Annotated in this window: 12 protein-coding genes and 1 other RNA gene; 2 read left to right on the plus strand and 11 right to left on the minus strand. The window is 43.2% G+C overall.

Translation table 11 applies throughout. The annotated features are described in order from the left end of the window. Positions 1–510: rhodanese-like domain-containing protein (locus PLE34_RS10915; RefSeq protein ID WP_324556799.1), on the minus strand; the 510-nt coding region annotated here is incomplete at its 3' end. A gap of 238 nt (positions 511–748) precedes the next feature. Between PLE34_RS10915 and PLE34_RS10920 the strand changes: the two genes are divergently transcribed. Beyond that, the gene (locus PLE34_RS10920; protein ID WP_324556802.1) at positions 749–2,437 is read left to right on the plus strand and encodes a sodium:solute symporter family transporter; all 1,689 of its coding nucleotides are present in this window, start codon (positions 749–751) and stop codon (positions 2,435–2,437) included. Positions 2,438–2,699: 262 nt separating this feature from the next. On the opposite strand, the gene PLE34_RS10925 is transcribed toward PLE34_RS10920, so the two are convergent. The 9 genes from PLE34_RS10925 to cmoA all read right to left on the minus strand — a co-directional run bounded on the left by PLE34_RS10925 (position 2,700) and on the right by cmoA (position 10,486). Continuing rightward, positions 2,700–3,728: a mechanosensitive ion channel family protein gene (locus PLE34_RS10925; protein WP_324556804.1), complete on the minus strand. Its 1,029-nt coding sequence runs from the start codon at positions 3,726–3,728 to the stop codon at positions 2,700–2,702. A gap of 111 nt (positions 3,729–3,839) precedes the next feature. After that, on the minus strand, positions 3,840–5,858 hold the full coding sequence (locus PLE34_RS10930) for a TonB-dependent receptor plug domain-containing protein (RefSeq protein ID WP_324556806.1): 2,019 nt from the start codon (positions 5,856–5,858) through the stop codon (positions 3,840–3,842). Positions 5,859–5,908: 50 nt separating this feature from the next. Next, entirely contained in the window at positions 5,909–6,688 is a 780-nt protein-coding gene (locus PLE34_RS10935) for a hypothetical protein (RefSeq protein WP_324556808.1), read from the minus strand. A 71-nt stretch (positions 6,689–6,759) separates the two neighbouring features. After that, positions 6,760–7,140, minus strand: coding sequence for a hypothetical protein (locus tag PLE34_RS10940; protein ID WP_324556811.1), 381 nt, complete (start codon positions 7,138–7,140; stop codon positions 6,760–6,762). A 275-nt stretch (positions 7,141–7,415) separates the two neighbouring features. Then, positions 7,416–7,628, minus strand: coding sequence for a hypothetical protein (locus tag PLE34_RS10945; RefSeq protein ID WP_324556814.1), 213 nt, complete (start codon positions 7,626–7,628; stop codon positions 7,416–7,418). Positions 7,629–7,764: 136 nt separating this feature from the next. Further along, positions 7,765–7,923 (minus strand): hypothetical protein, encoded by a 159-nt coding sequence (locus PLE34_RS10950; protein WP_324556816.1) that lies wholly within the window; start codon positions 7,921–7,923, stop codon positions 7,765–7,767. Positions 7,924–8,021: 98 nt separating this feature from the next. Then, entirely contained in the window at positions 8,022–8,927 is a 906-nt protein-coding gene (locus PLE34_RS10955; protein WP_324556819.1) for an AEC family transporter, read from the minus strand. 58 nt (positions 8,928–8,985) lie between these two features. Next, entirely contained in the window at positions 8,986–9,708 is a 723-nt protein-coding gene (locus tag PLE34_RS10960) for a methyltransferase family protein (protein WP_324556821.1), read from the minus strand. A gap of 49 nt (positions 9,709–9,757) precedes the next feature. Then, the gene (cmoA, locus tag PLE34_RS10965) at positions 9,758–10,486 is read right to left on the minus strand and encodes a carboxy-S-adenosyl-L-methionine synthase CmoA (RefSeq protein ID WP_324556823.1); all 729 of its coding nucleotides are present in this window, start codon (positions 10,484–10,486) and stop codon (positions 9,758–9,760) included. A 209-nt stretch (positions 10,487–10,695) separates the two neighbouring features. On the opposite strand from cmoA, the gene rnpB reads away from it, so the two are divergent. Beyond that, positions 10,696–11,070: RNase P RNA component class A (rnpB, locus tag PLE34_RS10970), an RNA gene on the plus strand. 150 nt (positions 11,071–11,220) lie between these two features. Here the strand turns inward: rnpB and PLE34_RS10975 are convergent. Beyond that, complete coding sequence (locus PLE34_RS10975; RefSeq protein ID WP_324556824.1) at positions 11,221–12,000, minus strand: hypothetical protein; 780 nt, start codon at positions 11,998–12,000, stop codon at positions 11,221–11,223. Positions 12,001–12,273: the final 273 nt, after the last annotated feature.

Here is a 12,273-nt window from a genome sequence, read left to right on the forward strand (position 1 = left end):
TTCTATGGCATTTTCAAAATGGCCCACTTCATATTCGTAATGATTGCGCATATCAATAATGATCGTATCCGGATCGTCCGCCAAAGCATTCAGCTTTTCTGCATTAACATATTTTCCTTTTTTGCTCATATCAAAAGCGGGGTCGTTAATGCCATCTGCAACGATCTTTTCCCTGATCTTTATTTTTAGTACCCAGAAAGATTTGCCATCATCATCCACGGCAATATTCAAACGCATATCTTCGAGACCGGGTACGGAATACAAATAATTACGAAATGCATCAAAGTGTGGCTGCGGAACGCTTACCTGCGCATTGATGCCTTCGTGCGCCACGTATATGCGGCCAAATACTTTTAAAGCATCCAATGCCTTATACAATTCATCCCTGAACTGCTGCGGATCATTTACCGTAAAATACCTGTAAAACGAAAGCGTGGTGCGGGGTTCTGTTTCCTGAAGCATAAGCTGCTTCAGTTCCTTTTGTGAAACGCGATTGTGTAATACTGCCATAATATTGAAATTTTATGTTCCGGTTATCAGGCGGAACGGGTCGTTTGCATGACGAACAAAATTTCTTAAACGGCGCAAAGGTAAGGTGAAGAACCGGAAGTTTTATAAATTGAATTTGTTCTTATCGCCAAAAACACTAATCTTTATCCGCCCAAAATACGAATTGCAACCAATTGATGTATAGCCTCCATGCCATAAAACCAGATCATACCCAAACATTTAAACGATTTGATTTGTTATGAATAATTACCTCTCAACCAAAGACTATCTTGTTTTCATTATTTACTTCCTGATTGTTGCTATCTATGGTTACTGGATATACCAGCGTAAGAAAAAGAAAAGTACCGATACCAAAGATTTTTTCCTTGCGGAAGGCTCGCTCACCTGGTGGGCTATAGGCGCATCGCTTATTGCCTCCAATATTTCCGCGGAGCAGTTCATTGGAATGAGCGGAAACGGGTTTACCATGGGGCTTGCCATCTCCACCTACGAATGGATGGCGGCGGCTACCCTGCTGGTGGTAGCCATATTTTTTATACCGGTATACCTCAAGAACAAGATCTATACCATGCCGCAGTTCCTTAATCAACGGTACAACAGTACGGTAGCAATGATCATGGCGGTATTCTGGCTGTTATTGTATGTGGTTGTTAATCTTACTTCTATATTATTCCTTGGCGCATTGGCCATCAGCAGCATTTCGGGTATCAACTTTACCTTATGTATGTTGTTCCTGGCCGTTTTTGCCATTATCATTACGCTCGGTGGTATGAAGGTGATCGGCTATACAGACGTGGTGCAGGTTTTCTTCTTGATATTAGGTGGGTTGGTTACAACCTACCTGGCACTTAACCTGGTGGCAACTCATTTTGGTTCGGATGGCGGCGTGATTGCCGGCTTTAAACTGCTTACCGAAAATGCAAATGATCATTTTCATATGATCTTTGAAAAAGATAACCCCAGCTATCTCAGTTTACCGGGACTATCTGTACTTATTGGAGGTATGTGGATCGTAAACCTGAATTACTGGGGCTGTAATCAGTATATCACCCAGCGCGCCTTAGGCGCAGATTTAAAAACAGCGAGGAACGGACTTTTATTCGCCGCTTTTTTAAAGTTGCTTATGCCCGTAATAGTAGTACTGCCGGGCATTGCCGCTTTTGTGCTGCATGAAAACGGGTATTTTCAACAGGAAATGCTGGTAAATGGCGAATTGCAGCCCGATAAAGCCTACCCGGTTTTATTAAACCTGTTGCCTTCAGGATTAAAGGGACTTGCATTCGCGGCCCTTACGGCAGCAGTGGTAGCTTCCCTGGCAGGTAAGGCCAATAGCATCTCCACCATCTTTACCCTTGATATTTATAAAAAGAAGGTAAACCCCGAAGCCGGTGAAAAGAAAATGGTAAATATCGGGCGCATCGTGGTAATCATATCCATGCTGCTGGCTGTTATTATTGCGCCCTTCCTGGGCATTGATAAAAAGGGCGGATTTGAATATATCCAGGAATATACCGGCTTTGTTTCTCCCGGCATATTCGCCATGTTCATCTTAGGTTTTTTCTGGAAAAAAACCACATCCAACGCGGCGCTTTTCGCAACTGTAGGAGGCTTTGCACTGTCTATTCTTTTTAAAGTATTGCCTGCAATAGCTAACCTCGAATGGCTGAGCCCGTTTGGCTTTTCCAAACTGGTATTGCAAAAAGACGGAAGTGCACTATACGAAATACCATTTATAGACAGGATGTTTTTTGTGTTTGTTATTGCTGTTGCCGGTATGTATATCATTAGTGTATATGAAAACAGCAAAGGAGTTAAAACCAACGGGCTGGAAATAGACAGATCAATGTTCAAAACTACCCCGGGGTTTGCTGCAGGCGCCTTACTGGTTACCGGTATACTGATAGCATTGTACACCCTGTTCTGGTAAGGAGTGATAAGTGGTAAGTATCTGATAGCCGGGGATTAATAGAATAACTCCCAAACTACAAACAACCACCGCCAGGGGCAAGCAAATTATGTCTGTATGGTTATCGTGAAAAGGGAGAAGGGAGAAGATAAAAGTGGAAGGGAGTGAATAGGCAATGCCCGTCCGGCTGAACGTCGTTCGGACGGGGGCAATGGTGAATTCTTTAGCCTTCTCACTATTCACCCCTCTCGCTTCTCACGTTTGACACAGCACTATAAGCATTTTATTCTCCGTACGGTTTGTTAACAAAAACACTCCGTACGGGAAACGGAATATTGATCCCTTCTTCTTTATATCTTTTTCTTAGCCTTTTTATTAGTTCATGCTTAATCAGAAACTGGCTTCCAAATGTTTTTGCTTTAAGAAAAGCTTTGAGATCAATGCTGCTTTCGCCAAACTGCTGAAAACGGATAAATGGTTCAAAATCCTGTACGCAATCTGCAGAAGCCCGCTGCACCTCTTTGAGCACCTCAACCGTTATCCTTTCTACTTTTTCAAGATCACTGTTATAATCTACTCCTACAGCAACATCAAATACCGCTTCTTTATTTGGATAAAAATAGTTCGATAATATTGCGCTGGCGAGTTTTGAATTGGGTATTATAACGGTATTATTGGCGCCCGTTTTGAGCGTAGTATACCGCCAGCTGATATCCTCTACAAAGCCATCCTGTCCCGATTCCAGCCTGATAAAGTCGCCGGGATTAATTTTACGGGTAGATACGATCTGGATACCCGCAAACAGGTTCGACAATGTATCCTGCAAGGCAAGCGCAACGGCCAAACCGCCCACGCCCAATGCCGTAAGCGCCGGCGTTATGGAAATACCCAGCGATTGCAGTATCACAAGGATACCGATGCAATACACGATTACTTTAATGATATTGCCAATGATGGATGATGAAGCAACTACGTTATCGCCATGGGCGCTGCGAACCTTTGTCATTCCCGAAAGCACATTGGCTGCGATCCAGGTAACAGAAAATACATAAAAGATCATCAGGCCATTTTCCAGCCAATGATGATATTTAGCGTCCATCTCCACCCTTCTCCATCCCAAAAAAACACCCAGCGCTACAAACCAGGGGACCATCCATTTGCTCACACTTTCCAATATCAGATCATCGGCCGACCATTTGGTGCGGCCGGCAACTCTTTTAAAAACGGGGGAAATTACTTTCTTTACAAAAAATCCTGCAATTAATCCGCCTGCTACAAACAACGAAAAATATAACAATTCATCAAAAGTCATCTTACTGCATTTTTTATTTCCGGGCAAACTGATTGTTTCGTATCAACCACAAATTTACCGCTATTTCCTTTCCGGCAAAGGTCAATTAGCTTAGCGTGTACAGGAGTCCTTTCAAAATTTTACCGTAAGATGCATTACCATATTCCTGCCCTGGCGCGGGAGCTTCAAAATATCAAGGTGCTCATAATAATTATTATCAAAAACATTGGCAAGCGCAATATTAAAATCCAGCACCACCGCTTTTACTGGGAAGGACCTGCCGGCGCCCAGGTTTACAATGCCATAGGCTTTACTGGGCAATTCGCCATACATTTCACTACTCACATGATGTTGCGCAGCAGCATGTACAGATGATGCACTGAAGCGGTATTCCTTCCAAACCACGCTAACCGTATTTACCGATTTAAAAGGGGCTATTAAAGGAAGCGCGTTATTATCCGCGTCTTGGCCACGGGTATACGTATTGTTGCTCTTTATATTCAAAAATGAAAAAGGCTGCACCAACACAGTGGCTTCCGCTCCGTATAATACCGCCGATGAAATATTATCATACTGTTTCACCCCATTAGCGCCCATAGTCATTACACTATAGCCTGCCAGCGGTTTGCCCGCAATATAATTGTTGAATACATACGCAAAAGCCTGCCCCTCCACCGTGAATATTTTTTGCCGGAAACGGGCTCCCGTGCCAAAATTCCACGAGGTTTCCCTGCTGAGGCGGGGATTGCCTATATAGTCGAAACCATCGGTGCGGTTAAACAAATAGAAGCCGTACATTTCCTGCAAAGTGGCGCCGCGCATGGCTCTTGCCACATTCGCATACAAAACCCAATGCTCATTAGCCCTGTACTGCCCGTTTATATATGCGTTGTATAAAATATGATTGCGGTTAAGGTCACCGGCATGCATACCCGAAAGCAATTGCTTACCGGCAGCGCTGTACAGCGATGAGCCTGTATAGTCTGCCCTAACGCCGGACATGAGCTCAGTTTTTGGTGTAAGCGCTATTTTATCGGAAATATCCAACCCAATCACATTACGCTGTGCATCCGGGATAGTGAGCATGAACATGGAAGCAGCGCCATCCGGATACATGGTCATTTCGGCATGCAGCCGGTTGCTGTAACCGTTTAAACGCGTAGCAATATGGTGCCGGCTGCCAAAGGCCCATTGGGCTTCGGTATAAAATCCCAGGGTACGCGATGTGCCCGGCATATCCATGTGTATGGGAACCTGGTCCTTCGGCCGTTTGGTGTCATCCATCGCATGGCTTATCGTATTATAATACCATTTGGTTTCCCACCTGTGCAAATGCTTACTGTGCGGCTGATACAGGTGCGATGCCGATGCTATTTTTGCTTTTGCAAAAGACACATCCATCAGCAGGGCAGGATAGCCAATGTCCCATCCTTCATCCTGTATATAATCCACATTTATAAAATGGTGCTCTGCTACCCGGTATGTTGCCGAAAGCCCGCCATTCCATTTTGCATATTGCGAAAAGGCGATCTCTTCCCCGCCACCGGCATTATAATTACCCGCTTTGCGAAAGATACCATTACCGCGAATGGCAAAACGTTTACCGCTGTATTCCAGTGCAGCAAGTGTTTGCAACGCATGTGCATTGGTTTCATACCCCACTCCGGCCAGACCGGTAAAACGCTTTTCATTATCTATATGGGGTTGCTTTAGCTTAAAATTAAAACCGCCTCCGATCGTGCTTCCATAAGACTGGTTGCCGGCGCCATAATTAACCGTTATACTTTGCAGATTATTGGGCTCTATATACGAACTGGCAGGATCCATCCTGTCTGTGCAGGCGCCAAAAATAGCCATGCCCGATATGGTAACATTTACCTGCCCCGCATTTAGTCCGCGGATGGTGGGCTCCCATGCATAATTTCCCCGCCTTATCATATTAACGCCGGCGATACTTTCTAATAACTGGTCGGTTGATGTCTGGAGATCGGCGCTATGCTTTTTTTCCGTGCTGTTACGCAACCTGGCATCATGCTGCACAACTACTTCCTGCAACGTGATGGTTGTATTAAACGAAGAATCCTCCTGCGCCGGAACAGTTAAAGCAGCATGTAAAATGAAAATGAGTATAGTACTATTTTTAAAGATCATATCCGTTGTTTTAGCATGCAAAAGCGGCAATTATGCTTTCCCATCATCCATTAAAACAAAATATCCACGCTAGCGTCTTCCATTATTACTACATCATTCTTTTTCAACTTAAAATGTAAACGCCAGTCGCCTGTCATTGTATAATTCACCTTTCCTTTATAATGTCCGCTGCCGGTTGAAACGGGATTGATATTATTAGGAGAACCATGTCCCATGGAAGGCATTTCAGGTGTTAGCTCAACGGTAAAGCCATCATCGGCAGGAAAGTCTGTCATGGAAGCCTGCCGGTTGATTAAAATATCCAGATCATTCAGTCCTACCTGCCATTTAAGCGGGGGGATAATCGCCAGCACATATTTGTTTTTATCTGTACCCACAAAAGTGGCCAGTTGCTTTTGAGGCGCCGTGCCGATAGTAAGCGGGAAAGAAACGGTAGCGCCATTTACTGTAACATCCAATTGCCAGGTTCCCATTTCCGAAGTGGGCATTGTAAAAACAACAGCGCCTTCATACAATTTTAGCTCATCGTTGTATACCGGTTGCTCTGCAGGACTGCTATGCTTCATTGAAATCATATCCATCATGGAAGTATAGGCTACCGTTGCGTTTTTGATCTCATCGCCCTGGTTGTTTTTAAGCGAAACATACAATTTGTTATATCCTGTTAGCAACCCTTCATTATCCGACCACAAAGTGATGGTAGTATTGCTATTGGTAGTTTCGGAAAGACGGGTTTTATTAATGACAATATCAGCAGGTTTTGCCGCTTCTTTTTTGCACGCTGCAAAAATCACTGCGCACAGTATGGCGCAGGAAAATATTCTGTTCATTTTTTAGATTTAAATATAAGGGAAATTATATACAGCTAATTTATATGCTGCAGGAAGTCGCTACATCTGGTCTAGCGGAATGCCGGGGGATGAAAAACCGGCAGCGATACATCTTTGGTATAAGTATCCTGAAAAAGGGGGAATGCATGTATTGATGCTGATAACAATATAGCCGGCGCAGTTGTGAGCCAGGATTTTGAAAAAAGAAATACCGCGTTCTTATAATTCGTATCCCCGGCAGGGTTTTGCTGCTCTCTTTCTTCCTGTTGCTTCAGTTCTTTTGCCATCTGGCATTTACCATTGCAATGCAACTCAGTTCTGGCTTTATTAACGCAGTTCTTTGCATAAGCTGTTGTATTCACATAGTAATCAAAAACAATGAAAGGACTGCTCAATACCTGCGCCATAAATGACAGCAGCAAAACGGCAGCACTGTATTGTTTTAAAATCATATTTTAATTTGGCCAAAAGTACTCTAAATTAAAAATCAATAAGTGATAAAAGTCATGCTGCTATATAATCCTTATCAAATGCATAAGACATTTGCACCAGCAATATTACTGTAAAAGAAAGTGAGATATCTAAACTAAAAAAGTGAGACACAGCATCTCACTTTTATATCAATAGTGTACGGATTAAAAATATACTATCGGATATTTCTCCGGTTCCATGTTGTTTTATCAGGGTTTACCTGTGGTGTTATCAAATCGCAACGGCTTTATTACTATTACGCTTTTTTTCTGCCTGCCAGCAGCACCACCACGCCCGCTGCAACAGCTATACCACCGGCATACATCGGCCAGCTTACCTTTTTCTTTTCTTTGGTATTCAGTTCTATAGGCCCGGCGTCTATAATATTTTTTTCTTTGGTAAAACTAAAGCCACGAAAAATCAGCATCAGTATTCCGGCAACGATTAAAATAATTCCAAAGGTTTTCATTTAATGATTTATTTAGTATGCTCCCTATGTTTCAAATAACCTGCCAAACGGCCCAACACCATGTTAAAGCCATGACTGTAGAAAAGATTCCCCCCTACATTAAATTTTGTGGAGAAGCTTTCCTGCTCCGGCTGTTTTACCAGGCACCCGCTTTATTTAAAACGCTGCTGTCTGCTGCACTTAACTGCAGGGTAACAGCCGCTATAAGCGCATGGAGTTCGATAACCTGTAGCGCTGGCGATAGGCGCTGCAATGGCGGGTTGCTGAAGCAACCAGGCAATATTCGGGTATTCATAGCTACTTTAAGTTGCATTCGTAAATCAGCCCGCTTGCGGGCCGCTGGAATTCGTGGCAAGAAATACGTCATTTTATGATAAACATGGCACTAGCCGGCTACTGCAAAGTAGCTATAATAAGATACCAAAGGGCAGTAGTAAAAAAAGAAACCAGGATGCTGATGCCCACCACAAGACTGGAAAGTTTCGGATTGAGGTTATATTCACTCGCTACAATTCCTGCTGTAAGAAAAGAAGGCATGGCCGCCTCAAAAATGCTGATCTGAGGAATAATTCCCCGCATTCCAAAGAGCAACACAATACCGTATATAATGAAAGGCGCCAGCACCAGCTTATAAAACAGGGAAACAGACAGATGCTTTACCTGGTGACGCCACCCGTCAAATTTCATTTGTAATCCTATTGAAAACAGCGCCAGCGGGGCAACGGTTGCGGCGAGCTTATCAAACAAAGGATCAAGCGGTGAAAGATCAATAAACAAAGGAAGTATTAAAGCTGCCACACAGGCTATAAAAGGAGGAAACGATACTACTTTCCGCATCACCATGACCGCCGAAAGCGTATGTTTTTCCGATGCATTCATTGCTACCACAATGCCCGCAGTGGCAAGCAGCATAAAACTAACCTGATCGCAAATAACGGCAATGCCCAGGGCATCGTCACTAAAATAAGCTGCTATAAGCGGGAAACCCACAAAAGAGGTATTGCTTAACCCGGTTACCAGCTTCAGGCCGCTTTCCGTTTGCCTGTCTAATCCGGCTTTAGCTGCATACACCTTTATATACAGCCACCCGCACAGCCACACCACAACCGGCATCATAGCAGGCAGTATCATCGCTCTGGTCCATTGCAAATGAGGAAGGTATTTAAAAGATACAGCAGGTAATGCCAGGTTAATGATGAGCGCGTTTACTCCTTTATATGCATCGTGGGGAAGCTTTGTATACCTGCGCAGTATCAAACCAACCATAATACAAATAGCTATCAACAAAAAATTTGCCATGCCATATTGCAATTGAGCGTAAAAGCAGGTATGCTGTTCCGGAACGTTAAACCAAGCACTACTCCTTCATTTTACCGGACTTTTTCAGGTAGCGCACCAAAAGATAAAGCAACAGCAGCGCCGGCAGAATGATAGCAAGAAGCATATTCCGGCATTCGGGGTTATTTCCCGTAAGCGCAGGATACTTCAGCAACAGGATAAGTGTTATGCCCGACAGCCACACATACTGGGTATTGTATTCCTTCAATATCCAGCGCCGCCAGTTGAACTTCATGCTGCCGAATGTTTTACCGATGCCGCTTATACGGGGTATCCACCTGTTTACGTTTTTACAATAAGCATCAAATCCTCCCCCGAATTTACCACGCAAAAAATTTTCTTCCGCCAGTACAATAGACTGGTAGATAAACAAAAATACAGGAATGATTACCGCTATATACAATAAGGAGTTGGCTAAGATGCCCACGCCCAGCAACATTAAAATATTGCCCACATATAACGGGTTACGGCAATGGCTAAAAATGCCATCTGTAACCAGTCCTTCGGCATAAGGCTTGCCCTGGCTGCCTCCGCGTACAATATAGGCCAGTCCTATTGTAGCTCCCCTGATCAGCTGCCCGGAAATGGTGATCAGTAAGCCCAGGCAAACCGGCCAGATATAATAGCCTGTTCCAAATCTTTCTTCAGAAAACAAAGGCTGTGAAGGAATAAAAAGCGCCGCGTAAAAAAGAATAAATATCCAGTTGCGGTACCTGAAAAAAAAGTTCCCGATTGCTATCATATATGTTTAAAATTGAAAAACTGTTAAACGTGAAGGTGATAAAGGTGCCTTACTTTTTGGTTGCGATAATACCTGTAAAGTTGTACCATTTAAAAAACAGTTCGCAATGTGCAAACCCGGCATCCTTAAGCATTCCTGTGTTTTCACTAAGCTTATAGGGTATGAGTACATTTTCGAGCGCTTCCCTTTTTTGAGATATTTCCAGCTCGCTGTAGTTGTTGCGTCGTTTATAATTATAATAATACGTAATAAAATCGCGATTAAAATGACTGTCTTCGGCGAGTATCTTTTCTACCAGTATTAATGTGCCGCCCGGATTCATGCCATCAAAGATCCGCTGAAGCAACTGCGCCCTGTGCATGGGCCGAACGAACTGCAGGGTAAGGCAAAGCACCACTACACCGGCATTGGTTATTTCAACGTTATTACTGATATCGGCACAAACCAGTTCGTATTCCCTTGTAAAGCCGGTCTCCTTTAATTTACTTTCGCACTTTTTGAGCATTTCGGAAGAGTCGTCGATACCTACAAATTTTATATCATTACTCACCATGGTATTCATACCAATCATGGTAGTTCCTGTAGAGCAGCCCAGGTCGTATACCAATCCTCCTTTTTGGGCATGGTCGGCTGCCAGTTCAGCAATCATACGCTGTATTTCACCATAGTAAGGCACCGAACGGTTTACCATGTCATCAAACACATTAGCAACCCCTGCACCGAATTTGAAATCGGATGGTTTTTTTATTTCATCTTTAAAAAACTGGTCTTCCGGCATAGCGTACAATATCTGGTTAAATAAACAGGAGAACACGTCATGCCTTCCCGTAAAAATATCAACAAATATACTATGTAGGAATACGCCTGATTGCAATACGTGAAGATTTTTGAAAAATAATTTAACATCCCTTTTAAAGCAGCATATTTATACGCCTTGGTTATTTTCATAACCGGGTATTGTACAGCACAATACTTACCTTTGTACCTGCTGTAAACTATGCTATCGCGTTGTTCGCCTTTGGCTAACAATGAGGAAAGTCCGGACAGCACAGGGCAGCACACCGGTTAACGGCCGGTCATGCCTTTTGGCGTGAAGACAGTGCCACAGAAAATAACCGCCACGGTAACTACCGGGGTAAGGGTGAAAATGTGAGGTAAGAGCTCACGATTATGTATGGCAACATATATAATGGGTAAACCTTGTGTGCTGAAATGCTATGTATATCCCGATTTTTTGCCGGCCCGGCAAAATTTTCTTTTTTGAAATATCGGGAAGGGTAAGCAGATTGACCTGTTCAGCAATGCACAGGCCAGATAAATGATAGCACACGACAGAATCCGGCTTACAGGTTTACAGTAATGTAATTGGGATAGTTCTTAACTGGGCTATCCTTTTTTGTTTAAATAGTACACAAGCTCCCGGTTTGGTTCCGGGCAATAAAAAAACCGGTAACACTACCGGTTTTTTCTGATCAAAACCTTAACCACACACTATAATCCAAAAAATTGTCCTTATTTCAATGCTGTCAGCTTTGCCTGCAATTCATAATTTTGTATCATTTCCTTATCGGCTTTCTGCGCCGCTGCTGCTGATGGCACACTGATAAAAGGGCGGTTTGCATCTTCAAAAGCGGCTATTATTTCTGCATCCGCTTTTGCTATCCGTTCAATAGTTGGCTTAGCCGCAGTAACAGCCAGGTTAGCTGCTATGAAATTACCGGCTACTTCTTTATCTGCCATATCAATGGCATCTGCACCAAAAGCTGCTATGTTTACAAGCTCATCCACAAAATTACCGCTCATTTCACTATCAGCTTTCACAGCCATACTAATGGAAGGATGCATTGCGCTAAGCTTAAAATTTAAATACATTTCCTTATCAGCCTCCATAGCGGCAACCTCCTTGTTCATGCTCCATATCCTTCTTTCTTTGGCTTCAGATATAAATGTAACGATGGCTTCCCTATCGGCTTTATACATTGCATTTTTGCCGGGTGTACTGATAAAAGCAGCATTAACGGCTTTTCCGGGATTTACGGCAACAGTTGTTACGCAACAGGTTTCATCGCCCGGGGCTGCCTTCACCGTTACTATGTGCTTTGCTTTTGCCGCGCTTTGATTGGTATCGTTACCCCTTGCAAAGGAGTCGTCCTGAACAAAAGACATTGCGCTCAATCCCATTATTATTACCAGCAACATAGAGGCAGACTTGCTGAATACACTTTTGAACGTTTGATTCTTTACTTTAAAACTGGTTCCTGCCTTCGAATCCGTTTCACTCTTCCTTTTCATAACTATTGTTTGTTTTGTTTGTTTTGTTAATCATGTTTACCATACAAAGATATGTCTTTAATCAGCTACTATGCAATACATAATACTATGTATGGTTCTAAACGGTGATGAATGGTCATTCTCGTCTAAATTTCTAAAAATTGATGGCAAATACCGTTAGTGACGTAATAGGAACCCTGAGAAAGTTTTAAGTTTAAGTCCGAAGAAAACTTTGAAAAGACGGCGAGACTATTTTTTTAGTCGCGTGGCAAGCAAGGGTTAATATCGGTTCCT

The organism is Agriterribacter sp., assembly GCF_035445465.1.
Lineage (GTDB): Bacteria > Bacteroidota > Bacteroidia > Chitinophagales > Chitinophagaceae > Agriterribacter.